Origin of the sequence: Pseudoalteromonas sp. OOF1S-7, assembly GCF_022347765.1 — a bacterium.
Classification (GTDB): domain Bacteria; phylum Pseudomonadota; class Gammaproteobacteria; order Enterobacterales; family Alteromonadaceae; genus Pseudoalteromonas.
The window spans coordinates 18,241-44,501 of record NZ_JAKRFZ010000028.1; the positions used below are offsets into that span (position 1 = coordinate 18,241).

Genomic DNA, 26,261 nt, shown 5'->3' on the forward strand with positions numbered 1-26,261 from the left:
TTACTTGGCCTGACGGCTCGCGCGCTTACGCTCGCTTTCAGTCAGTAGCTTCTTACGAATACGGATGCTTTCTGGTGTTACTTCTACCAGCTCGTCATCATCGATGAACTCAAGCGCTTGCTCAAGCGTCATGATGATAGGCGGTACCAGGTTCTGTGCTTCGTCAGTACCAGATGCACGTACGTTGGTCAGCTGCTTACCTTTCAGGGCGTTAACAGTCAGGTCGTTATCACGTGCGTGAATACCGATGATCATACCTTCGTATACTTCAACACCGTGACCGATGAACAGCTTACCACGGTCCTGCAGGTTGAACAGGGCGTTGGTTAGTGCTTTACCCGCTGCGTTTGCGATCAGTACACCGTTCTTACGTTGACCAATGTTACCGCCTTTGTGCGGGCCGTAGTGATCGAATGTGTGGTACATCAGACCAGAACCTGAAGTCAGTGTCATAAAATCAGTCTGGAAGCCGATCAGGCCACGAGAAGGCATGATGAAATCCATACGGATACGGCCTTTACCATCAGGTGCCATGTCGGTCATTTCTGCTTTACGCAGACCCAGTTGCTCCATGATTGAGCCCTGGTGCTCTTCCTGTACGTCAACCGTGACCGTCTCATACGGTTCTTCCAGCTGACCGTCTACTTCGCGCAGGATTACCTCTGGGCGAGATACCGCCAGCTCGTAGCCTTCACGACGCATGTTTTCAATCAGGATACCTAAGTGCAGTTCACCACGGCCAGATACGCGGAAGCTATCCGGGTTATCTGTTTCTTCAACGCGCAGTGCAACGTTGTGTACCAGTTCTGCCTGAAGACGCTCAAGGATGTTACGTGAAGTAACGAATTTACCTTCCTGACCTGAGAACGGAGACGTGTTTACAGAGAACGTCATGGTTACTGTAGGCTCATCAACAGACAGCGCCGGCAATGCTTCGACCGCATTCACATCACACACAGTGTCAGAGATTTTCAGCTCGCCCAGACCTGTGATAGCGATGATGTCGCCCGCCTGTGCTTCTTCTGCTTCGTGACGATCAAGACCCAGATAAGTCAGAACCTGACCTACTTTGCCGTTACGTGTTTTGCCATCGGCACCAACGATCGTTACTTGCTGGTTGACTTTAACCGTACCACGCTTGATACGACCTACACCGATTACACCGATGTAAGAGTTGTAGTCCAGCTGAGAGATCTGCATCTGGAACGCGCCTTCTGGATCTGCGTCTGGCTTTTCTACCTGCTCAACAATGGCTTCGAACATTGGCTGCATGTTGTCTGACGGCTCGTCCAGGTCCAGCGTCGCCCAACCATTGATGGCGGATGCATAGATAACCTGGAAGTCAAGCTGCTCGTCAGTCGCGCCCAGGTTATCGAACAGGTCAAATACCTGATCCATTACCCAGTCAGGACGTGCACCTGGCTTGTCGATCTTGTTGATAACAACAATAGGCTTCAGACCCAGCGCGAATGCTTTTTGCGTTACGAAACGCGTTTGCGGCATCGGACCTTCCTGGGCATCAACCAGTAGCAATACTGAGTCAACCATTGAAAGTACACGCTCTACCTCACCACCAAAGTCGGCGTGTCCCGGGGTGTCTACGATATTGATGTGGTAATCATTCCACTCGATGGCGGTGTTTTTCGCCAGAATGGTAATGCCACGCTCTTTTTCAATATCATTCGAGTCCATGACACGCTCTTCGTTGCCACCGCGTGTCTCTAATGTGCCAGATTGTTCCAGCAGCTTATCGACTAGGGTAGTTTTACCATGGTCAACGTGCGCGATGATCGCGATATTTCTTAACTTTTCAATGCTCATATTTTTACTCAGAGAAGTTGGCCCTCAGTGATCCTAGTCGAATCGCGCAAAAATGCGCACCTAAGATGCCGATCCACAATTAAAGGTCGCGTATTATCCCCTAATAATGTGACAGATGAAAGTTTATCCAGCTTTTTTTTACAGCCCGGGCCATGAAATGCGCAAAGTCTGCTGTTTTGTCGCTCCACAGTCACAGCCATGTGCTACAGTGAAATCATTGCGCAGCGCACCAGGGTGGTGCGAATTTCAATATTAACGCGCACCAACTTGGTGCAGATTAAGGCTCAATACATTACAGGAAAAAATAATCCCTTTATTAACAATGCATTGTAAAACTGGCACGAATAACGCTTAGTAGTGCGCAAATGCAGAGCACTGCAACAAAAAATAACCCTACGAGTCGGAGGACACATGTCACAATCGGTTTTAGACCTTATTAAAGAACACGACGTTAAATTCGTTGATTTACGTTTCACGGATACCAAAGGTAAAGAGCAACACGTTTCTATTCCTCATCACCAGGCCGATGAAGACTTCTTTGAAGACGGCAAGATGTTCGACGGCTCGTCTATCGCAGGCTGGAAAGGCATTAACGAATCAGACATGGTCCTGATGCCGGATGCCTCTACCGCTAAACTGGACCCTTTCTCAGAAGAAACCACACTGATCGTACGTTGTGACGTACTTGAGCCATCAACCATGCAAGGTTATGAGCGTGATCCGCGTTCTGTAGCAAAACGTGCAGAAGACTACATGCGCTCTACTGGTATTGCGGACACCGTGTTGTTCGGCCCTGAGCCTGAGTTCTTCCTGTTTGACGACGTGAAGTTCAAAACTGATATGTCTGGCTCTATGTACAAAATTGATGCCCAGGAAGCAAGCTGGAACTCAGACAGAAGCTATGAAGAAGGCAACATGGGTCACCGTCCAGGCGTAAAAGGCGGTTATTTCCCGGTTGCACCGGTAGATTCATCAGGTGACTGGCGTAGTGCGACCTGTCTGGTTCTGGAAGAAATGGGTCAGGTTGTTGAAGCGCACCACCACGAAGTAGCCACTGCCGGTCAGAACGAGATCGCAACACGCTTTAATACTATGGTGATCAAGGCTGACGAAATTCAGGAAATGAAATACGTTATCCACAACATGGCGCACCTGTATGGCAAGACAGCGACCTTTATGCCTAAGCCTGTGGTAGGCGACAATGGCTCTGGTATGCACTGTCACCAGTCACTGGGTAAAGATGGCAAAAACATCTTTGCTGGCGACAAGTACGGCGGTCTGTCTGAAGAAGCGCTTTACTATATCGGTGGTATCATCAAGCACGCCAAAGCCATCAACGCATTTGCAAACGCTTCTACCAACTCGTACAAGCGTCTGGTACCTGGCTTCGAAGCACCTGTTATGCTTGCTTACTCAGCACGTAACCGTTCAGCGTCTATCCGCATTCCGGTTGTACCGTCTGAAAAAGCACGTCGTATTGAAGTACGCTTCCCGGATCCAACTGCGAACCCTTACCTGGCGTTCTCTGCCATGCTAATGGCTGGCCTTGATGGTATCAAAAACAAGATCCACCCTGGCGATGCGATGGACAAAGACCTATATGACCTGCCAGCAGAAGAAGCAGCAGAGATCCCGACTGTTGCCTCATCACTGCAAGAAGCGCTGGATTCTCTGGATGCAGATCGTGAGTTCCTGACTCAGGGCGGTGTATTCACTGACGACCTGATTGATGCATACATCGCATTGAAATCTCAGGAAGTTGAGAAGCTAAACATGACAACTCACCCGGTTGAGTTCGAAATGTACTACAGCGTATAAATTTGTTTTCAGTATTTCGGTGTGTGCAGGCCGTTAAGGTATGCACACTGCGCAATCCGGAATGCTTATTTCAGCCGCATGTCGCTCATTGTTCAGTCGCCTGAGCAGTTAAAGAACTGGCTGACTCTGCGCTCTTAAATCATATGTGTTCTCAAGCCCGCATTGCGGGCTTTTTTCATACCGTTGCAATGGTAAACTTGCGCTAAAAGCACTAAAGTTATAGCTGGTGATGTGCGTCTTTTGAGCAAGGTGAAATCGTGTTACGGCTTTATTGGGTGATTCTGTGTATGGTGTACAGCGGCAGTGCTGTATCAGATCAAAAAGTCTATCGCTGGAAAGACGAAAACGGCAACTGGGTTTACTCAGATGTGCCGAAAAAGGGCTCTGAGAAAGTCAAACTCAGTACCAATATGCTCACCATGCCTGCCACGGATACCAGTATTCTGACCCCCACTCCAGCACCGCCCACAGTCACCTATCAGGCAAAAATTACTGCCCCCAGCGATCAGCAAACACTGCGAGAAAACAGTGGCAGCGTTTATGTGAATGGATTAGTGACACCCCGCTTTGCCAATGGCTTTCAGGTTCAGCTGTTTCTAAATGGCAAGGCCACTGGCGCAAAGCAAACCACGGCGTCTTTTGCATTACGTGATGTGCCCAGAGGGGAACACAAATTGCAGATGAAAGTATTTAATGACAAAGGCATGCTGGTTGCCCAAAGTGCAGTAACCACCTTTTTCCTGCACCGCGCCAGCGTGCTCAACCGTTGATTATAATAACTGGTGTGCTAACCTGCTGTGCACCAACTTGGTGCAAGGTGATCCAATATGGCACAACCCGCCTCTGAACTAATACACGAGTTATGGCAAAATCTCTCCACCGCGGTGATCTTACTGACCGAAGATCTAACCATTTATTTTGCCAACAACAGTGCCAGCGAACTGCTTGGGCTGGGCAGTAAACGCTTACTGAACCAACCTTTTGAAGCGATTTTTCATCACCATATGATCGACATGAAACGGCTCCAGCGTTACGTACTGGACGATGGCGTCGATTGCCAGCAGCACAAGGTTGACGTGGTCTTCATCGATAATCGCGCCAGCACACTGAACCTGTTTGCGCGTCGTTTTATGTTTGCAGATCGGGCTTTTATCCAGCTTGAATGTCGCCGTATCGACGAGGAGCTGCGCTTTGACCAGGCCTTTAATCAGGCACACCAGTATCAGGCTGCCCGCAACCTGATCCGCGGACTGGCGCACGAAATAAAAAATCCACTCGGCGGGATCCGAGGAGCGGCGCAATTATTGCAGTACGAAGTACAGCAGGAAGAACGTGATGAGTGCGCCGAGTTAATCATTGAGCAGGCTGACCGCCTGACCGAACTGGTGGACAGGCTACTGGGACCCAATGAATTGCCCCGAAAGGAGCCCTGTAATGTCCACCGTATGCTGGAATCGGTGATCCGACTGAGTGAACTCGATGGTGCACCCGGGATCCGACTGGTCAAAGACTACGACCCCAGTATCCCGGATGTGATTATGGACGAAGCCAAGATCCAGCAGGTGGTACTCAATATTATTCGCAATGCACAACAAGCATTGGGTGAGCAAGGCGAGATCAAAGTATCGACCCGGATCCGACACAGGGTCAGACGTGGCAAGCAGCTGATGAAAAAAGCCTTACAGATCCGGATCACCGATAACGGGCCTGGTATTGCGCAGGAAATGCAGGCCACCTTGTTTTACCCTATGGTGACCAACAAGGAAGGCGGTTCAGGCTTAGGCTTGTCGATTGCCCAAACACTGGTCGAGCAACATCATGGCTTTATTGATTGTGACAGCTGGCCCGGCCATACCGAGTTTGCTATCTACCTGCCCTTTGAAGCATAAACACATCGCACAGACGTGCGTTCGTAACCTATTTTAAGAAGTGGGATGACACCATGAAAAATGTTTGGCTTGTCGATGATGACGCATCTATTCGCTTTGTTCTGGAAAAAGCGCTGGCTCGCGCAGACTTTCAAACCGAGAGTTTCTCTAACGGCCAGGATGTGCTCACCGCACTGACCTATGACCAGCCAGCAGTGTTGATCTCTGATGTCAGAATGCCGGGCATGGATGGTATGGCCTTGCTGGAAGAGATTGCCGAGCAACATCCTAATCTGCCAGTGATCATCATGACCGCCCATTCCGATCTGGACTCCGCTGTCAATGCGTTTCAAAAAGGCGCCTTTGAATATCTGGCCAAACCGTTCGATCTGGATGAAGCCGTCTCCCTGGTGGCGCGCGCCTATCAGGCCAGTTCGCAAAATAACAAAGCCAAACGCCCCAGCAGCAACGGCAAACAACCCGATATCATCGGTGAAGCCCCGGCCATGCAAGAAGTTTTTCGGGCGATCGGTAAACTCTCCGTCTCCAGCATGAGTGTGCTGATCAATGGTGAGTCGGGCACAGGTAAAGAGCTGGTTGCGGGGGCGCTGCACAATCACAGTCCGCGTCGTGAGCAGCCGTTTATCGCACTGAATATGGCAGCCATTCCCAAAGATCTGGTTGAATCGGAACTGTTTGGTCATGAGAAAGGCGCGTTTACCGGTGCCGACAGTATACGTCGTGGACGCTTTGAGCAAGCCAATGGCGGTACCCTGTTTCTGGATGAGATAGGTGACATGCCTCTGGATGTACAGACTCGTTTATTACGGGTGCTGGCCGATGGGGAGTTTTATCGTGTGGGTGGGCATCACAGTGTCAAAGTGGGTGTCAGGATCATTGCAGCAACGCACCAGGATCTGGAGCGTCTGGTTGAACAGGGCGAGTTTCGTGAAGATCTGTTCCATCGTTTGAATGTCGTGCGGCTTAAACTGCCACCCCTGCGCGAACGCCGGGAGGACATTGCCAAGCTGAGTGAGAACTTTCTCGCGCGTAGTGCTAAAGAATTAAAAGTCCCTTGCAAAGTGCTAACTGCAGAAGCGTTAAGCGCGATGCAGGCATTTCACTGGCCAGGCAATGTGCGTCAGCTCGAAAACAGTTGCCGCTGGTTAACGGTGATGGCACCGGGCGATATTATCAATGTCGCTGATCTACCGGAGGAGCTGAACCAGCCAATAAATGCCGCCGCAGCTGAGGTCATTGAGGGTGACTGGCTGGATGCCTTTCAACACTGGCTTGAACAGGAGCTGCATCAGGGCAAAGAAGACATCTGGCCTCAGGTACAGGCTCAGCTGGAGACCCGTTTGATTAAAACAGCACTGGCCGTGTGTCATGGTCATAAACAAGAAGCCGCCCTGAAAATTGGCTGGGGCCGCAATACCCTGACCCGTAAACTGAAAGAGCGAAACTTTACCTGAGCAGTCGATCTTCTGTATGAAAAAACATCACTTGTTCCTGAAAGCTTGAAATCGTAATTTGAGCATGTGCTGTCGCACACACCATATACAACATTTAAGGAACGACTATGCAAATCACATTACAGAAAAAATCGCTCAAACGCTTGAACAACAAAGCCCCACTGGCTCAGGAGCTAACGCCAAAAGCCGCAGGTGGACAGTATGCCAGCTCGCCTTACAATCCGGGTTGTATGAGCTACCAGGGGCTGACATGTCCAACCTCGCCTTATGATCCAAACTGCTAAGTGGATACCTGATTGCCGGGCACCAACCCGGCAACTTCTGCGCCCGCCTCTCCCTTGACCCCACTACAAAAAGCAAGCACTATGCTGTCATCTAATTCCGATCTTGCATTGTACAATGAAACTACTGGAGCATATCCCACTGATAAAACAGTTGGAAATTCTCAACAGACTGGCCTTTTTTAAAGAATTTACACTGTCAGAGCGTCAGGTATTGCTCGAATCATTCAGCCACCTTTATCTGGTCAGTAAAGACAAGCACGCATTTCGGCGCTTTGATAAAGACAACCGACTGTACATTGTGCTCAGTGGCGAGCTGTCAATCTACACGCAGGATCAGCATCATATCATTGGCCGGGTCGGCCCTGGTGAGTTTCTCGGAGAGGGCGCCTTTATTACTCACAGGGAGCGCAGCACCAATGCGCAGGCATACAAAGATACTATCTTACTGGCCATTACACCCGATGCCCTGACACGGCTGCCTAATGTGATTCGAGAAAAAATCAAAGATAAGCTCATTGAAGGAATGAGCGCGCGGATCAGCCAGCTCAATCATTATATTGAAGATCATTTATAATAGGGACGCCTTGAGTTAAAGGCTCATATTGGACAACATGTTCGATTGAAAATCCCTCAATTGTCAACCAGAAATAAACACCGATATGATGGGCCTGTTAGAACAGCACAATAAGGACAGGACCATGAAACTCACTCTATCAAAAAAATCGATCAAGCAACTTAATTCTACACCTCTGGACAATAAGCAGACACAAGGCATTGCGGGCGGTAACAGCCAGGCGCCTGCAACCTGCCCACAGACTCAACCCGCCTGGTACTGTATGAGTTATCTGGGCTGCGTCAGTAACAAACCTCAGTTTGGCTGCTAATAAGGAGCTGTATTAAAAAAGGCGTCTAACCAGACGCCTTCTTGTAATTATTGTGCCAGTAACGTTTCGAAATGTCCGAACAAGGTGTCCAGTTCTTCGATGGTGTTATAGTGCATACACCCGATACGCACCACCCCACCGTTTTCCATAACACCCAGCTGTTCACATAGGCCCTGTGCATAGAAGTTACCATCCCACACACAAATATGCTGCTTACCCAGGTATTCAGACACAGTGCGTGGCGCGATGCCATCAAAGGTCAATGCAAAGGTCGGTGTACGCTCTGCCAGACGCGCCGTATCAGCGATACCGTACAAACGGATTTGTGGGAATGCCTGCAAACGCGACAGAAAGTGCTCACTCAGTGCCATTTCATGGGCCTTGGTATTGGCAAACGCCGCCCCCAGCCGCTCACGCCTTGGGGTATCTTCCGGCAATCCACTCAATGACGCAATATAATCAATGGCAGCCACGACGCCGGCCAGGCCTTCAAAGCTCTGAGTACCAGTTTCCCATCGGCCCGGTACCACGTCTTTAGCTGGTTCTACTTTGTAGGGCGTAAAGCCTGCAAGGTGGGCCATTTTACCGTAAACCACCCCCACGTGCGGACCAAAGAACTTATAGACAGAGCAAGCCAGGAAGTCACAATCCAGTGCCTGCACATCGATTAGCTCATGCGGCGCATAGTGCACGGCATCAACGTACACCAGTGCACCCACCTTATGCGCCAGCTCGACTACCTGCTTAATATCATTGATAGAACCGGTGGTGTTCGACGCATAAGTCACCGCCACCAGCTTGGTCTTACTGTTCAACAGGCTACGGAAATGATCCATATCCAGCGTACAGTCGGCTTCATTCACCTTCACCGCATGCACATCTGCCCCTTTGTCCTCGGCAGCCTGACGCCATGACGACACATTGGAATAATGATCCGCATTGGTGACAATAATCTCATCACCAGCCTGCCAGTCACGAGAAATTGCACGGCTGAAGCTGAACGTCAGGCTGGTCATGTTGGCACCAAAGACAATCTGCTCTTTGGTCGGGGCATTGAGCAGGTCGGCTACCGCCTGACGTGCATTGTTCATCAGCTCGACGGTCTTATCGCTGGAGAAAAACGCCCCTCCCAGATTTGAGTTAAAGTAACCCAGATAAGCAGACATGGCACTTAGCACAGACTGTGGTACCTGAGAGCCGCCCGGACCATCAAGAAAAATAGGAGAACGACCCGCGACTTGCTGCATCAGGGCAGGAAACTGACGACGCACTTGATTCAGATTCATAATGGCCTCTTATGCAGTAAACACAAAGCAGTCCAGGTATCCTGTCTGCGTGGCATCTAACTTGTTCATTGGCGTTGCGTTGTGCCATACCTCACGGTCATTCACCAAAGCAAACAGGCCATCTTTGATCTCCATCTTGAAACATGGCTCTGCATCTTTGTGTTCATACACCAGCAGCTCACCACCGGCGATATTTTCGTGTGAGACACCACACACACAAACATGATCAAAACCATCCTGATGCACGCCTTCCGGTGCCGGCGGCGTATCACTCTCAATGGCCAGCATGCGGAACTGATGTACTTCAATATCACGCTCTTCGCCGATACCTGTCATTGCTTTAAACTCGTTCAGCAGGTGCTTAAAGCCCTCGCTGTGGATCAGATCTTGTTCCAGGTTTTCATAGACACGCTCAACATTGCCCTGAAAGGTGTTGATTGAGTCGTCCTGCACAAATGCTTTGGTTGGCTGCAGTGCCACCTCACCATGGGTAAATTTCAGTACAGAGTAACGGCGTTTTCTGAATGCACCGTCTGCATACGGGTTATCTGGCAGACGGTTAAACGACGGTTTAACGGCATCGATCTGCGCTTGTTGAATAAAACGAAGTTGTAGCAAATTCTGGTTGTTTACTGCGGTCATTTTGCTCTCGCCTAGGGATGACAATTTGGCGGAGATCTTAATCTATTTGAAGAGGAATTTTGATTTTGAATTATTGGTTTTATTCATCAAAACGAAATTATTAACCTTCTTTTATGAATTGGGTAAATAATAGTTCTAAACAACTTCTGCGCAGAACAACCATTTTGATTATTGACATAAGTTGATACTGCCTGCCCGACATCCGGGCAGGCAAGGTTTAATCTAGTTCAGTGCGTTACAGCGCTAATCTTACAACAAAACTTTGCGCTGGTACTTGCGGTCCCTCTCCCGGCGGTGGAAGCACTTCGGTCACCAGCAACTCGATAAACCCAAACGAATTACTATACGGAATAACGGCCAGATCCCAGTCGCTTCCGTCACGATGAAAGTAGACATGACCCGATTTTAACTCAGCTTCATGCTGAACCTCATTGATGGTCACACAAGCATTGCCATTAGCCTCGGCCGAGCAGGCACTGTTTTCGATCAACCAATTGGCGTTTGAGCCCTCTTCAACCCCTGCCATACGGTCAAACAGATAATCTTTGGATTCTGGTATGCCCGTATCCATCGTATACTCTTTCACAAGAATACGCCCTAAACTGTTGGTTTTATTACCATTAAAGAAAACATTTCTGACAAAGTAATGCCGCTCTGCGGAAACCGCCACCAGTTGATATTCCATTTCATCAAACTCGTCGCAACTGCTGCCTTGTGGACAAGTGCGCTCATACCCGATCAGATTGCCCTCACCGTCCCGAATGGCATAGCGACTGCGTAACAGTTGACCCTCTTTTAAGCGCCCCTGAAATGACGTTGTTGCGGCGCCAAACTGAATATCCAGATAGTCTGGCTGATCAGCATTTTCGAAAATCTCCATGGCAAAATTTTCTTCGTCCAGCTCAACCCCGTCTATATAACGCCAGCGACCAATATAATCCTGAGCTGTACGGGGTGCCAACTCCTGATGTTTAATCATCAAGCCTTTGCTTGGTGCCTGATTGTCAAACTGCGGCACTGCGATCACTTGATATCCCACATCGAATTGTTTTTCAACGTAGAACAGCACCGTCTTGGTCTCCCCATCCTGGCGCTCGACTCTTAACAGGTCTCCCGTCACCGACCAGCTGATCGGCTCAGCAGCCTGGCCGAATACGGTTTGCAGGCCCGTACCGTCATCATTAAAGGTGACATCCAGCGTGGGTTGATTGGGATCAAAACCCGATACGCTCCAGGTGCCGGCCAAATTAAATGGCGTCAGCATCTCTGTATTGGCAACAAAATCCAACTGCTGGTTTTCAACATAGCTGTCGACTTCGACATCATCTTCCAATCGGGTGAATTTTTTCAAAAAGTTGAACTGTTTCGGCATGCCACGCAAAGACAGCTCTAACTGTTCGAGGCGATGAGTTACCTTAACCTGCTTATCCGCGATGTACTCAAAGCCAGTCCACGATACTTCCTGCTGCGGCACAAAGACCATCACCTCACCGGACTCACTCCACTGCGCATCAAACTGGCCATAGGGCGCCATGCTGACTTGTGCATTCTGATCTGCACTGTAAGTCAACTGAACGGTATCGGAATAATACTGTTTCACATCACTTAAAAAGCCATCAGCCTTGATGTCTACCGCTTTAAAATAAGCCTCAACAGTACAATTCTCCATCACTTTCGGGATCACGTATTGTGCCCCTTCCAGCTTACCATTACAGCCAAAGATATGGTCCAGTACATATCCCGGCTCACTGGCCACGGAGATTTCTGCAGTGTTGCCTTGGGTGATCATTTGACTGAGCGGTGACAGGCTCCCCCCCGTCGATGTGTTGGCCGTAACCTGGTGTTCAGGCAGCGGTGAAAAAACAACCGACACCTCACAGGACTCAGTCACCGCTCCAATGAAATAATTTTGCCCATCCAGATGACCGTCACACCCGGTCGCCTCGGATGCCATATAACCTGGCTCCGGTTGCAGATGGAATTGGGCAAATTCACCTTCAACAACCTTCTGATACACAGGGAAGACCTGTCCAAACTCGTCAGCGCTTGCTGTGAGGGTGAACCGTGTTGGCTGATAGTACCAGGTTTGCTGATCCTGCTCCTGACAACCCAACTCGGTTTCATATAAACATATCCGCATCGCTTGCGCGGTATACTCCAACAGGGCCAGTTGATAACTTATACCCGACTTGATGAATTGCAGCCGTCCGTCGACTAATTCAAATTCATGGAGGCTACCATTGATATAGAGTTCATTTTTAGTGACAGTCTTGCCATCCCCTTGTGTGTAGGTCATAGAACCAAACTCTATTCGAGACCAGCTGGCACTGCCTTCATCTTTCACCCAAAACACATGCCAGCCATCGATATTACGTGGATAAAAGACATTTTGCGCCGTGGAAGCCGAGTAGCGGTAAATAAATACACCATACTGATCCATTGTTTGTCCGCCCATGTCATCAAAACGCTCAAACTGACGTTCAAGATAGTAGTGATCGTCTACCGCCGCGATAAGCTGATGGGTCACCCTGGTTTCCAGATGACAATTGGCCAAGGCAACATCACAATATTTGATGAGTTCACCATTTAGCTTAAAGCGTTCACGATAGAAAATACCATCCGTCAGTCGCCATGAATAATGGTAGTCAAAGGTATCAATGTATAAGTCCCCAGAGGCAAACAGATCCATGTCGAAGCGGTCTTGCGCTAAGCCAATAAACCCATTCCAGCGTCCTATCATTGTTTCTGTTGTCCAGCTGGCATCCTCTTGCTCTTTGATCCACAAACCAAATTCAGTCATTGGCCACTGCGGATCACTGCTGTCAAGACTGACGAACTGATAGCCCGCCCCCAGCTTTTTGGTTAGCCAAAAGCTGATCGTACCGCTAGACTCGTCCTCCTGATATTCGATAACTAAGCTGTTATCAACGATCTTCCAAGTCAGTACGCCCTCAGGGTCATCCAGTGATACCAGCTTACCGTCAGCCTGAAACTCAAACTTTTGCGGCGGATCTTGCTCAGTGCGGCCATCCGAATCATGCATTTGCAGATACCAAATACCGAGTATTTCAGCCGGTTCAGGTTGAGCCGTTTTTTGCTTACTCAGTAAGTTACTGGTATAGCTGGCTTCGTATGTTTCCGTTGTGGGGTTATCACCGGTAATCACAGTATTTCCGCGCTCAATAACATCAACTGTTCTGAAAACATCGTTCTCAGCCAATATGGTCATTTCCAGTGACTCAATATAATCTGACCGATTGGTGTTATTTTGCGGAGTAAAAATATGCAATGGCTGTTTTAATTCAATTGTGATTCTATTATTTTCTTGCTGCCAGCGGTCAATCTCAACGGTGTTAATCGCCGTCATAGAGCCCGTACCAGCCTCGTTTAGGTTGATATGGTAGGCCTTTGCATTGTAATGCTTGACCGTCTGCAAAATGAACTCACCACTGAGCGACGCGATTGAGTCGTCAATCAGGTCGCTGTCGTTTTTCATCTCTGCTTTGATCTGTTCAATCAGGTTAGGGTCAGCTTCATTAACATCATCTTCAAACTGCTGCGCCGTTTGCTCATCGTCAACCAGGTCTAGTGTTGAGCTAACTCCTTCTGGCAAAGAGAATTCGTCGTTGTCGACCACAATTTTAATCAGTGCTGCGAGGGTGATTTTTTCATCGGCGTCTACATTTAAAAGCGCCTGTTCCAGCTCAGTATTGGTGGTGAGACTGGCGCCGCTGCGAGTCATTAAAGCGTATTCTGCAGTAGTGACGTTGGTAATATTAACACCAAAGTTTTCTTCTTTATCCAATAACCCATCTTCACCAGCCTGCTGCTCAAGCTGTGCCACCGAATTAAGGACGGATACAAATTTCACCTGACTTTGCCCATCGATGCCTAAAGCTGTCACACTCACCGGTCTATTGGCTTCGCTTTCATCCACCGTCAGTGTTGCCCGATAGGAGCCATCACTGCCCGCGGTCGTTTGCATTACAGACTCACCAGCAGATACTGTGATATTTGCATTAGCTATTGGCTTATCCGTCACGATCCCTGTTAAGGTTACCGAGTTCACTTTTCGCTTGATCAATACCGCTTTACTGGCATTGTGGGTAGCGCCTTTATCATCCGTGACAGTCACACTGAAGGTGATGGTGGTATCTTCAGTAATGTCGGGTACTGTGTAAGAGGGAGTGGCGCTATTTGTGTCTGTGCCGCTCAGTTGCAGTGGCGAATTATGCGACCAGGTATAATCCGCGATCGAGCCGTCCGCATCACTGGCTGTGGCAGTCAATGTAAATGCATTTTGCTCTAATTGCTCAGCCACATCGGCAATACTGACTTCGGGAGCCTGATTATTGTCGTCTACGGAAGGAGGGTTTGGATCCCGATTGTTATCTGAATCTGGATCATCACTTCCCCCTCCACACCCGGTCAATACCAGGGCGACGGCCGAAGCCAAAACCAGATTTTTCCATCTGAAGTTCGCTAATTTATCCATATTTTCCATTCTTTATTATTTATAATATTCCACGTTGAAGCACACAGCTCCATCCTGCTGATAACATGCACATACCCAGAACATGCGTTAATCCATTTAAAGCTTGTTATTAATAGCCTCCAGTTGTTCGCTAAAACTCAGGTGACGCAGATCCCCTAAGCCAGCCTTATTTGTCATTTCTAAGAGCTGTGCTTCGAGCGCCAGTAAAGGGGCTTCAGAGCGCTTATCGTCAATTGCCGCCTTCCTGCTCATATGCTCAGCAAAAAGCTGCTCCATTCTTTTCACTTGTAACTCTGCCAGGTTCACCTTGTGCGCTATATCATCATACGCGCGCACATTTTGACGAATAAAGCTTTGTGCAGACTCCGCCGTGGCTTTTACGTCCTGATAGACAGAAGGTAATATCTCGGCCTTTTCTGAATTTGCCAACCTGGTTACATCTTCAAGCACTTTCCCCAGAAAGTAGTGCTCAGCGGCATCTTGCTCCAGCGCATGCAGCTGAGACTGTAAGTCGGGTAAGTAACCTTCTACCTGTTCCCGCTTGCCTGCCACCAGCATCTCTTTCAGGTCCTGATGATGCTCTTCAAGACGCGCATAACGGCGTTCAAAATGCTGCTGGGTTGCCAGCTTGTCCAGCACAGCAAAATGCGAGCGGATTGGTTCGAGTACACTGATAATCGCTTGCTTTGCACTTTGTGCGGCCGCAATTAAACTGACAATTTCCTGGCTTGCCGCCATCACTTCATCTGCTTTTGTATCTGAAGAAAATAAAGAGGCGCTTTCAAGTGACTCGGCCGGGTTTGCACGCAATTCGGCAAAATCCTCCTGCAGAGATTGCCAAAGCTTGTCTGCTTTGGCTGTGCGATCGCTGTCGTATTCCTGCAGCGCAGCTTGTGCAGACAAGCCTATCGCCTGCTGTGCTTCCTGATAGGCTGCCTGTGCCTTATTGTACGCGGCCTGGATCTGCTCAGGGGAGGCTTTGTTGCTGCTGACAATGTTGCTCACCGAATCCAGCGTTTTACATCCGCCCAATAAAGAAACTGCCAGTAGTAAGGCGAGGCTGCTGTGTTTGTACATTAATAACTCCACTGAATTCCAGCTGAAAGAGAAAGGTTGGTGTATTCTATATCTGGCACCGTACGACGATTGCCATCCGACTCAGAGATGGCATCGCGCTCCTTGTAGGAAACATCGACCCCTGCCATCACGGCAATGGTCTTAAAAATCTGATAACGGACGCCCGCACGTGCCTGTATACCCCAGCCGTTAAACGTCTCACTGAGGGTTTTTTCTATGGTCCGGGTATTTTGCACCCGAGTATAAACGGGGAGCGTGATTTCACCATCTGCATACCAGCTAAATTTATTAAAGGCATCCTGTAATTTGCTGTCGTAGCGCAGCCCCGCTGCAGCTATGATACTCATTTGATCTTCTGTGGTGGAAACCACAGACTGTAAGTTGCCAGGTAACCCTTCAAGGCCTCCCGTACCGATGTTGTTTTGTCCAGGTAAATTAAAACGGGCTACCGGATCATCATCACCACGTGGTGCAGACTGCAGCACCTGATCAAACTGACCAGCGCCGGGCTGTGCGAACTGGAAGTCAGAGCGGGTAAAACTGGTTGTGAATACCCGTCCACCCATAGTCACTTGCAGTGCACGCGTCAGATTGTAGGCGGCACTCAAGGCAATCTCGTTAGATTTCACTTTAAAGTCGTTGGTCTGCACTGCACCAAATTGATGTGTCACTGAACTGTCATTCGGATCCGTGAAATCGTTCACATACCAGGTTTCGGTATCCAGGCCTGTGTATATGGTTGCGGCCGTTCCGATGTACACACCCCAGTCATCGTTTATGCCTGAGTAGGAAAGCTGCCTTATTGTGGGGTTACTGACGGTGGCATCCTGGGTCAGACGACCCAGGCCGCTCAAATCGTTGAGCGCTTCACTGTAGTCGATTGATTCAAAACCAAGTCTAATTTCACTATAAGAAGGGTTGGGTGCTGCCGCAGCAGTGCCTGTCACCAGACAACACGCCATAATGAGCGATTTATTCATAACGTTAAACCTTGCGCAGAGTGGACTGAAAAGTAACACAAGGACAAACCTACCACTCCCTGGTTACAGATTCTTACATTATCGTACAATAATAAATCAGCCCGTTAGATAGTCAAGAAACTAAATGGACTTTAACGCACTGAAACAATATGAAAAACTTAATAAAAATAGCCGTTTTAGTTTAGTTCTAACGTGCACCAGAAGCAAAAGAGCCAGCTTAAAGCTGGCTCTGTCAGGGTTCTTACTCTGTGATTTAAACCGCTTGCTGGATAATCACACTATCTGCTTTTTTGGTGTATCTGGGCATTTTATGGAAATTCAGGTAGCGGTAGGTATCTGCCGCCGTAGCATTGATCCGCTCGGCATATTCCTGATATTCCGTCGGGGTCGGTAATTTACCCATAATAGCCGCAACGGCAGCAAGCTCTGCAGATGCCAAATAGACATGAGCACCAGTCCCTAAACGATTGGGAAAATTGCGCGTTGAGGTAGACACCACAGTCGCTTTGTCCGCGACCCGGGCCTGGTTGCCCATACACAAAGAACACCCCGGCGTTTCGATGCGCGCACCAACACGACCATAAATACCGTAGTAACCCTCATCTGTCAGCTGATCCCTATCCATTTTAGTTGGTGGGGCAACCCACAGCTGAGTTGGCAAGCGACCACCAAAGTTGTCGAGCAGTTTACCTGCCGCTCTGAAATGGCCAATATTGGTCATGCACGATCCGATAAAGACCTCATCAATTGTCTCACCGGTTACCTCAGACAATAAACGTGCATCATCCGGATCGTTCGGCGCACACAAGATGGGTTCCTTGATGTCAGCCAAATCAATCTCAATCGTATGTGCGTACTCAGCATCCTGATCAGCTGCCATCAGCTTGGGATTCGCCAACCACTCTTCCATCTTTGTGATACGGCGCTCTATCGTACGAACATCACCATAGCCCTCAGAAATCATCCACTTCAGCATGACGATATTGGAATTGAGGTACTCTTCGATAGACTCTTGAGATAACTTAACCGTACAACCCGCTGCTGAGCGCTCGGCCGATGCATCGGACAGCTCAAATGCTTGTTCTACGGTGAGGTGTTCTACCCCTTCAATTTCAAGGATGCGACCAGAGAACTCATTGATCTTGCCTTTCTTTTCAACCGTAAGCAGGCCTTGTTTGATAGCGTAGTATGGAATCGCATGCACTAAATCACGTAGTGTGATCCCAGGCTGCATCTCGCCCTTAAACCGAACCAGTACAGATTCTGGCATATCCAGTGGCATCACACCGGTTGCCGCCGCGAAGGCCACAGCACCGGAGCCTGCCGGGAATGAAATACCCAACGGGAAACGCGTATGGGAATCACCGCCCGTGCCCACAGTGTCGGGTAGCAACATACGGTTCAGCCATGAGTGGATCACGCCATCACCAGGGCGCAGTGAAACACCGCCACGATTCATGATGAAATCTGGCAAGGTATGGTGAGTATTTACATCGATAGGCTTAGGGTATGCCGAAGTATGACAAAATGATTGCATCGTCAGATCAGCGGAAAAGCCCAGGCATGCCAGATCTTTTAACTCATCCCGGGTCATTGGACCTGTGGTATCCTGCGAGCCGACTGTGGTCATAGTCGGTTCACAATACTGACCAGGGCGTACTCCAGGCATATTACAGGCACGACCAACCATTTTCTGCGCCAGTGTGAACCCTTTTCCTGAATCTTCAATTAGCTTAGGTTTGCAGAAAATCTCTTCCGGCTCCATACCCAGTGACTGCCGTGCCTTGTCTGTCAGACCGCGACCAATGATCAAAGGGATTCGGCCACCCGCGCGCACTTCATCAAGGATCACCTCTGATTTTAAGCTGAATGTGGTGATCACCTCGTCGCTGCCATGGCGCTTCACGATGCCTTCATATGGGTAGATGTCAATTTGGTCGCCCATGTTCAGATCATCTACTGGCAACTCGATAGGTAAAGCACCTGAATCTTCCATCGTATTGAAGAAAATAGGTGCGATCTTACCGCCCAGGCATACCCCCCCCACGCGCTTGTTCGGCACAAACGGAATATCGTCACCCATAAACCACAGGACTGAATTTGTAGCCGATTTACGTGAAGAACCCGTACCAACCACATCCCCGACATACGCCAGCGGCAACGCTTTTTGTTTCAGCGCCTCCAATTGAGTAACCGGGCCAATCTCACCCGCCTTGTCCGGGTTGATACCATCACGCTCATTTTTCAACATGGCCAGAGCGTGTAATGGGATATCGGGTCGTGACCAGGCATCAGGGGCCGGAGACAGATCATCCGTATTCGTTTCACCTGTGACTTTAAAAACAGTGACGGAGATTTTTTCTGCGACTGCTGGTTTTTCCAGGAACCACTCAGCGTTGGCCCAAGACTCAATCACTTGCTTTGCAAAGGTATTCCCAGCTTTGGCTTTTTCCTCAACATCATAAAAGGCATCAAACATCAGCAGAGTATGGGACAGCCCTTTCACTGCGATTGGTGCAAGCTCATCAACATCCAGCAGTTCTATCATAGGGGCAATGTTGTAGCCGCCCAGCATAGTACCCAGCAACTCTGCTGCATAGGCTTTCGAGAGCAAAGGTGACGTCGCTTCACCTTTGGTGATTGCCGCTAAAAAGCCAGCTTTCACATATGCCGCATCATCCACCCCTGGAGGTATACGATTGATAAAAAGATCGACAATAAATTCTTCTTCACCTGCTGGTGGCGTTTTCAATAACTCGATCAGTTCTGCCGTTTGTTGCGCATCCAGCGGTTTGGGAACAATCCCCTGTGCTGCGCGCTCTTCAACATGTTTGCGATATTCTTGAAGCACAATTTGGCCCTCTTGGTGACGTGAACAGACAATTAAATTTTGAAGTCAGCAACCTCAATAAATTTACGTATATATAAAATATGATGATTTATTATAAGGTCTTAGAGTATAGATGAAAATCAAACGACCACTAAGTCGCCTTATACTCACTATAAGCTTTATGAATATGAGGTCATGAAAAATATATTTACATGAATGATTAAAGGGCAGGGAAAGCATAAAAAAGCCCGGATATTTCCGGGCCTATGTAAAACAGGTTAGGACTAACGCTGTACCTTAACACGCTCGATAGATTTCACTTTTGCTTCTACACGACGGTTTTCAGCATGAGCTTGTGCAGAGTCTCCCATATTCTTCAGACGCTCTTCACCAAAGCCCACCGTTGTGATGCGCATTTCATCGATGCCCGTCTCAATGAGCTGTTTTGCTACGGCATCCGCACGCTTCTTAGACAGCCACTTGTTGTACTCAGCCTTACCCACGGCTGAAGTATGGCCTTCGAGCACAACTGTTGTTTCTGGATGCTCATTCAGGAAACGTACAACAGCCTGGATATCATCAAGATATTGCTGTGATACACTGGAGTTGTTATTTGGAAAGCGCACCAGCAGGCTCACTGTGACTTCTTTATCTTCATATAAAGTGCACCCCTGAGCATCAACCGCATCCGTCATCGGTGTGTTGGCGCACTGGTCATCCATGTCATAAATACCATCTTTATCAGTATCTACAGGTGCCGCTACAACAACCACAGGTTCCGGCTCTGGCGCTGGTGCAGGCTCAACAGGCTTGCTATTGTTCGAACCGCCAAAGAAGTAATTGATACCTAGCTTCGCACCTACGTCGGTGTAACCGCGATCAATCCCCTGATAGATAGCCGTTTCAAAGTTAGCGGCAAAATTCTCACTAAAATGATGACGATAGCCCGCCCCCACATTGGCAAAGGTATTGCTGTCGAACACATCAATTGACTTCAGGCCGAACAGCGCATAGAAAGGGCCACCATTAAAGTGGTAAAGGCCATCAATGCCGATTCTGTCACCATCAACTGAGTCATTACGTAATCCAGACAAGTCAAAGTCCATATCAGCATACTCAATACGACCACTCCAGTACTTGCTGAATCGGTAGCCCAGCTCAGCGCCCCAACCCGTTGAATCATCAACAGTGACACCGGCAGCATCCCGGCTATTCTCCCACTCGGCATTATAGTAGTCACCAAAGAGCCCTAAATATAGGCCCTCTTTATGGTCATCCGCATGCGCACCGGTTGCCAACAAAGCTGTCACAACAACGCTCAGCATTCTTAGTTTCATCATCCTTCCCTCTCTAAAATAATAGTGCAATCTGATAATTACAGTAATAATAGTAGATGATGTCTTAATATTTACTTAACACAATTTAGGAATTTTTTGTTAATTTTACATTCAGCTCTGATGACCAAATAACACTCTGTACAAGCCTTGCTCCGCTACCAAACTATGATGATCACCTGCTTGGCTCACTACACCATCGTCCAGCACATAGATTTGGTCTGCCTGGCGGATGGCACTCAAGCGGTGTGCAATAATAAGCGTGGTTCTGCCCGCTAAAAAGGTATTAAGATTACGATGGATTTTAGCTTCAGTTTCTACATCCAGCGCTGAAGTCGCCTCATCTAAAATAACGACTTTAGGATCAGCGGCAACCATACGAGCGATAGCCAGACGTTGCTTTTGCCCGCCAGATAATCGCACACCGTTTCGGCCCACCACAGTGTCGAGCTGTTGTGGTATTGCCATCACAGTCTCGGCCAATTCAGCGACCTTTAACGCATGCCATAACTGTTTATCGTCACACGCTTTGCCCATAGCCAGGTTTTCCCGAATACTGGCATTGAACAATATGGGGTGCTGTAGCACGGTGACAACGTGCTCCCGAATGGCATGAAAGCCAACCTCTTCAACAGAGGTATCGTTAAACAATATGTCCCCGGACTGCTTCTGATATAGCCCCAGTAACAATTGTACTAAGGTTGACTTACCTCCACCCGACACCGCCACTAAAGCTGTTTTCTTACCACTGGGTATACTCAGAGAAACATCATTGAGCACCGGCAATCCATCTTGATAGGCAAAACTGACGTGGCGAAAATCGATTTGAATAGTTGGCTGATTGAAAATGTCGCTGTTTGTCGATTGCTGCGGCTCAGTACTGAATGCCAGTACTTGATTTAAGCGTTGAAGCGCTGCCGTAGCGCCGTAATAAGCATATTGAATGCTCAGGATCTCCTGCACCGGCCCCATCATAAACCACAAATAACCAAATACCGCAAATATCTGGCCTACAGTCAGATCGGAAAAGACCACCATCAACATGGCTATCGCACGAAATATTTCAAAGCCCAGTAAAAAAACAGTAAAGCTGAGACGGTTTATCGCATCCGTCTTCCATTGTGATTGCACCGAATGATGGCGAAGTGACTGTGCAGCCGCTACGACAGTGTCAAAATAACTTTGCTCTCGCCGCATTGCTTTTAGCTGAGCAATCGCATCTAAGGTATCCACCAGGGCGGTCTGGAAAGCTTCGAACGCACTGTTCTGACGCTTTTTTAAATCCTTAACCCGTTTGCCAAATTGCCGGGAAAAATAAATCACAGCAGGGTTCAAGGTCAGAATGATCAGGCCTAACAGCCAGTCAATCCATAATAGCACCACAGCGGTCCCTACAATCGTCAAAATCCCTATCAAGAAGCGAGAAAGCGTTTGGCTGATAAATCCATCCAGCGTCTCAATATCTGTGATGCATCGTGAACTGATCGCCGCAGCGCCCTGGGTTTCATACTCCCTGAGCTGTACCTTTGCCAGATGTCCTAACAGCCTTTCTCGGATACGGTAGGAGATGTCCTTCCCAATAATTGTGAACTGACGCGACTGTGCCACCCCCAATGCCAGCGCCCCTAAACGCATACACACTACAGCAATCAGGATTGATATGATATAGCCCATCGCTCCCTGCCACTGAACTGGTAATAGGTGATTAAGGGTCTCCACTGCAGTACCAGGATGTCCCAGTAACACTTCGTCGACCAAAAGCGGCATCATGAGCGGAATAGGCACGCTGACCAGCGCTGCACAAAAAGCGATCAGGTGTGCATAAATCAAAGGAGTTCTGTGTGTTAGTATCTGTCGTTTGATTTCCTGCCAGGTCAATGCCTGACCGCTCTGCTCTTTCATCGTTTAAGTACCACAAAATGTCTGGTAGGCTTGTTCATTCGACATAGTTGCCAACCACTGCGCAGGATAGGCCTGATATGAATAAGGGGTTTTGAGCGCATTCAGCCAGCTTGTAAATGCATCACTGTTCGCCCCCTGATTAAACTCTGCGATGAAGTACTCAACCATATCATTGCGCGGAATTACGGCTGGGTTAACAGATTGCATGAGCGAGTGAGCTTCACAAAGATCACCCTCACAGATCCGCTTACGCCATTTTGTAACCCAGTCAGCCAATGCCTCCGGCAAAGTATAGGTCGGCAATGGGCTGGTGTGTAATGAATTTGTGAGTGCAGCAAAAGTATTGGTATAGTCCAATTTATTTTGTTGCATCAGCGAAAGCAGCTCATTCAGCAATGCCTTATCAGACTCCTGCCAGGTGAGTAACCCGAGCTTTTTCGACCACATCCGTTGATAACCCTGATTAAAGTCGTCTGCAAATTGACTTAAAACCTTTGAAAAACGTTCAAGTGCAGCGTCCTTATCATCGACCAACAGCATCAGAGATTCAGCCAGACGTCCACAGTTCCAACTGGCGATATTAGGCTGTTGACCAAATGCATAGCGCCCGTGCCGATCAATGGAACTAAACACTGTATCGAATGAAAAAGACTCCATCATGGCACATGGACCATAATCTATGGTCTCGCCATTAATCAGGGTGTTATCTGTATTCATGACACCATGTATAAAGCCCACCTGCATCCACTTTAATATCAATGCACACTGCTGCTGACACACTTGATGGAAAAAGTCGAATACACGTGCCTCGCCGGTCGAGGTAATATCGCTAAAGTATTCACGAATGCATAACTCTACAAGTTGCTGCATTGCAGCTACATCTTTATTCATTGCCATCAGCTGAAAAGTACCAACCCGAATATGACTACGGGCGACTCGACATACAACGGCGCCCGGCTCCATTGCTCGTCGCATAACTTGTTGATTGGTGGACAAGACTGCCAGACAATGTGTCGTTGGGATGCCGAGCGAGTGCATGGCCTGACTCATGATATATTCCCGAATTGCGGGACCGAGCGCGCAAAAACCATCGCCGCCCCGTGAAAACACCGTCGCGCCAGAACCCTTTAAATGCATATCATAGGCATGACCATCTGCTGCAACAAACGAAGCTATCAGATGTGCCCGCCCGTCCCCAAGCTGTGGGTTAAACTGCCCAAACTGGTGGCCACAATAAGCCATAGCAACCGGTTGAATGTTGTCAACCTGAGACAGGCCCGCAAGGTATTCCCTCAATTGCGGCAGGTTGACGTCAAGGCCTAAGTCAGACAGCACATTCCGGTTTGTGAGTAGTAACTGGGCTTGTTCAAACCGGCAGGGTTGTTGTGGGATCAGGTAAGTCTCTCCCAATTCGGTATAGCGGGGAAAATAATGGCCCATAATCATACTCCTACCTGGTTGTCGCCAACGCTGTAAGCAATAAGCTGACTTAATTCTTGCAACGAATATCCACTTTGTCCACGTAACTTATTGAAGAAAGCTTGTGCAGCGCGGAGTGATTGCTGGCTATGCAGCCCACCCGAGATCACTTCGTGCGTCCGTAAGTACGCTTCAACATCCCGACTCAGGATAAAAGTATCTTTACCAACAGCCCTGAGTGCGTAGGGACCGGTATTGCCGCCTAAACGACTACCTTGCTTTTTAAGTAATAACCAGAGTTCAATGATGTTGTCCTCGGGCCAATTTGCAATCAGCTCACTGAAGGAGCCATGCTCAAGCGCTAATTCATGAATCATCAAGCAGTTATCAGCAATACTTTGGACTTTTTTAAAGTTGCGAACAATACGCTCGTCCTGAGCTCGCTGTTCATACATGTCGGGCGACATATACAGTAGCTTCTCAATCGAAAAGTCCCAGAATACCTCCCGAAACCCTGCCCATTTGGTATTGATCACTGACCAGTAAAAGCCACTTTGAAATATTTTCCGAGTGAACTCCTCCAGCCACACGTCATCAGGAAGTTTTGCGAGCTGTGCTGAGGGCAATGGCTTGCTTAGTAGCGACTCCAGTCTGTCCTTCGAGCCTTTGCGCTCACGCGCTCGTTCATAAATATCTAAGAAACTTTCCACGGCTTAGCCTTTTATTTTAATCAATTGGTTAATCACTTTTTAAGCTTATTCGTTTTATTCAACAATAAGCGCTATAGTTCTATGTAGCCCAGTTTTTAGAGCATGGTCGGTGAAATACATTATTTTGGTTTTATTTTACAGTCTCGCCTCTGCCGCCGAAACCGTACACATTACGACAGGTCAATGGCCTCCATACGTAGACAGGCACCGTGAGGATCAGGGATGTACTGCAGAACTTATCCGAGATGCATTTGCTTTACACGGAATTCGAGTGCGGTTTATATTTATGCCATGGCAACGCGCCTATGAAGAGGGAAAAAAACCCGAGTTTATCGGAAGTGCCTATTGGTATTTCGATGAAAAAAGAGCATCGGAATATCTGTACACTTCGCAGCCGATTACCTCAGAAGTCTCTCATTTTTATCACCTTGATAGCATTCCATTTAATTTCAACTCCTATGCTGACCTGAAACCCTATCGGCTACTCATCAACAAAGGCCTGACATATCCGCAAATGCTATGGCAGGCAATCAAAGAACACAATATTGAGATCATGGAGGCAACCTATACCACCAAAAACCTGCAGTTTTTGTTGCGTCAACGCACGGATATCGTTGTTTTGGATGAGCAGACAGAGAGAGAATACGCGAAAGCCCTGTCTAATGCAGAACTGAAGCGCCTGGTGCGTCAACCCAAGCCAGCGTTCATCAATCAAGGTTTTTTACTGATAAACCAACACAACTCAAAATATGTGGAGCTATTTGATAAATCCCTTCAACAACTTATATCTAACACCAGTTACCTGGCACATTACCAGTCTAGCTGCTCTAAGATAGGTAACAATACCAGCCCCGACTATACCAATCCGCATAATTAAATAGCCAACCTTAGGTTGGCGCACAGACTCACGTGAATATGGGGAAGTAGAATAATGCAGGAGCAATTATCGAGATGTGCGAAGGGGCCCAGCATCATGGATGAATAGGCGATGCTATTCTATCTACAGCTTCTTTAAATGACTCCAAACGCAAAAAAGCCCGACTCTCTCGAATCGGGCTTTAATGTACAGGAGGTACGAATGTCTTTTGTCGACCTCTAATTAGGCGCTTGGCAATGTCCTACTTTCACATGGACGAAATGAGACCGAAGCAACGCTTCGCAGCTCATTGAGATGAGCGCAAGGACGCGCGATGGGACCCAGCTTCATGGATGAATAGACAACACCGCTCTGTCTACAACTTTTTCTAATCACACATAGCAAAAAACCCGCTGCATTGCTGCAACGGGTTTCTCTTATAAGGCCCTGGCGATGTCCTACTTTCACATGGGAAACCCCACACTATCATCGGCGCTATTTCGTTTCACTACTGAGTTCGGCATGGGCGGGGCTGGCCTTCCAGTCAGGTGGTTCCAAAATGCCTCCTACCACACGATTT

General features: G+C 48.3%; 19 protein-coding genes. 8 read left to right on the plus strand and 11 right to left on the minus strand.

Annotation, left to right across the window (positions count from 1 at the left end):
* A complete protein-coding gene (gene typA / locus MHN33_RS23265; RefSeq protein WP_239401794.1) occupies window positions 1-1,821 on the minus strand; it encodes a translational GTPase TypA in 1,821 nt (606 codons plus the stop codon).
* A 411-nt stretch (window positions 1,822-2,232) separates the two neighbouring features.
* Between typA and glnA the strand changes: the two genes are divergently transcribed.
* The 7 genes from glnA to MHN33_RS23300 all read left to right on the plus strand — a co-directional run bounded on the left by glnA (window position 2,233) and on the right by MHN33_RS23300 (window position 8,150).
* Window positions 2,233-3,639 (plus strand): glutamate--ammonia ligase, encoded by a 1,407-nt coding sequence (gene glnA, locus MHN33_RS23270; RefSeq protein ID WP_125720298.1) that lies wholly within the window; start codon window positions 2,233-2,235, stop codon window positions 3,637-3,639.
* Window positions 3,640-3,896: 257 nt separating this feature from the next.
* Complete coding sequence (locus MHN33_RS23275; RefSeq protein ID WP_239401796.1) at window positions 3,897-4,409, plus strand: DUF4124 domain-containing protein; 513 nt, start codon at window positions 3,897-3,899, stop codon at window positions 4,407-4,409.
* A 57-nt stretch (window positions 4,410-4,466) separates the two neighbouring features.
* Entirely contained in the window at window positions 4,467-5,528 is a 1,062-nt protein-coding gene (gene glnL / locus MHN33_RS23280) for a nitrogen regulation protein NR(II) (protein ID WP_239401798.1), read from the plus strand.
* Window positions 5,529-5,581: 53 nt separating this feature from the next.
* The gene (gene ntrC, locus MHN33_RS23285) at window positions 5,582-6,982 is read left to right on the plus strand and encodes a nitrogen regulation protein NR(I) (protein WP_239401800.1); all 1,401 of its coding nucleotides are present in this window, start codon (window positions 5,582-5,584) and stop codon (window positions 6,980-6,982) included.
* A 107-nt stretch (window positions 6,983-7,089) separates the two neighbouring features.
* On the plus strand, window positions 7,090-7,266 hold the full coding sequence (locus tag MHN33_RS23290) for a hypothetical protein (RefSeq protein ID WP_239401802.1): 177 nt from the start codon (window positions 7,090-7,092) through the stop codon (window positions 7,264-7,266).
* A gap of 115 nt (window positions 7,267-7,381) precedes the next feature.
* Window positions 7,382-7,840, plus strand: a complete 459-nt coding sequence (locus MHN33_RS23295; protein ID WP_239401804.1) for a cyclic nucleotide-binding domain-containing protein — start codon at window positions 7,382-7,384, stop codon at window positions 7,838-7,840.
* Window positions 7,841-7,964: 124 nt separating this feature from the next.
* Window positions 7,965-8,150, plus strand: a complete 186-nt coding sequence (locus tag MHN33_RS23300) for a hypothetical protein (protein ID WP_239401806.1) — start codon at window positions 7,965-7,967, stop codon at window positions 8,148-8,150.
* A 47-nt stretch (window positions 8,151-8,197) separates the two neighbouring features.
* Here the strand turns inward: MHN33_RS23300 and MHN33_RS23305 are convergent, their stop codons facing one another.
* The 10 genes from MHN33_RS23305 to MHN33_RS23350 form a co-directional block, all read right to left on the minus strand.
* Window positions 8,198-9,436 carry a cysteine desulfurase-like protein gene (locus MHN33_RS23305; protein ID WP_239401808.1) on the minus strand — a complete coding sequence of 413 codons (1,239 nt, stop codon included), beginning with the start codon at window positions 9,434-9,436 and terminating at the stop codon, window positions 8,198-8,200.
* A gap of 9 nt (window positions 9,437-9,445) precedes the next feature.
* Window positions 9,446-10,078, minus strand: a complete 633-nt coding sequence (locus tag MHN33_RS23310; RefSeq protein WP_239401810.1) for a 2OG-Fe dioxygenase family protein — start codon at window positions 10,076-10,078, stop codon at window positions 9,446-9,448.
* Window positions 10,079-10,313: 235 nt separating this feature from the next.
* Complete coding sequence (locus MHN33_RS23315) at window positions 10,314-14,573, minus strand: hypothetical protein (protein ID WP_239401812.1); 4,260 nt, start codon at window positions 14,571-14,573, stop codon at window positions 10,314-10,316.
* 96 nt (window positions 14,574-14,669) lie between these two features.
* Window positions 14,670-15,650, minus strand: a complete 981-nt coding sequence (locus MHN33_RS23320) for a hypothetical protein (protein WP_239401814.1) — start codon at window positions 15,648-15,650, stop codon at window positions 14,670-14,672.
* Entirely contained in the window at window positions 15,650-16,630 is a 981-nt protein-coding gene (locus tag MHN33_RS23325) for an autotransporter outer membrane beta-barrel domain-containing protein (RefSeq protein WP_239401816.1), read from the minus strand. Before MHN33_RS23325 ends, MHN33_RS23320 begins: the two co-directional genes overlap by 1 nt.
* Window positions 16,631-16,883: 253 nt before the next feature.
* Entirely contained in the window at window positions 16,884-19,481 is a 2,598-nt protein-coding gene (gene acnB / locus MHN33_RS23330; protein ID WP_239401818.1) for a bifunctional aconitate hydratase 2/2-methylisocitrate dehydratase, read from the minus strand.
* A 263-nt stretch (window positions 19,482-19,744) separates the two neighbouring features.
* Complete coding sequence (locus tag MHN33_RS23335) at window positions 19,745-20,797, minus strand: OmpA family protein (protein ID WP_239401828.1); 1,053 nt, start codon at window positions 20,795-20,797, stop codon at window positions 19,745-19,747.
* A 111-nt stretch (window positions 20,798-20,908) separates the two neighbouring features.
* Window positions 20,909-22,696, minus strand: coding sequence for an ABC transporter ATP-binding protein (locus tag MHN33_RS23340; protein ID WP_239401820.1), 1,788 nt, complete (start codon window positions 22,694-22,696; stop codon window positions 20,909-20,911).
* 3 nt (window positions 22,697-22,699) lie between these two features.
* Window positions 22,700-24,136 (minus strand): YdiU family protein, encoded by a 1,437-nt coding sequence (locus MHN33_RS23345; protein ID WP_239401822.1) that lies wholly within the window; start codon window positions 24,134-24,136, stop codon window positions 22,700-22,702.
* A gap of 2 nt (window positions 24,137-24,138) precedes the next feature.
* Complete coding sequence (locus MHN33_RS23350; protein WP_239401824.1) at window positions 24,139-24,825, minus strand: DNA-3-methyladenine glycosylase I; 687 nt, start codon at window positions 24,823-24,825, stop codon at window positions 24,139-24,141.
* A 109-nt stretch (window positions 24,826-24,934) separates the two neighbouring features.
* On the opposite strand from MHN33_RS23350, the gene MHN33_RS23355 reads away from it, so the two are divergent.
* Window positions 24,935-25,702 (plus strand): transporter substrate-binding domain-containing protein, encoded by a 768-nt coding sequence (locus MHN33_RS23355; RefSeq protein ID WP_239401826.1) that lies wholly within the window; start codon window positions 24,935-24,937, stop codon window positions 25,700-25,702.
* Window positions 25,703-26,261: the final 559 nt, after the last annotated feature.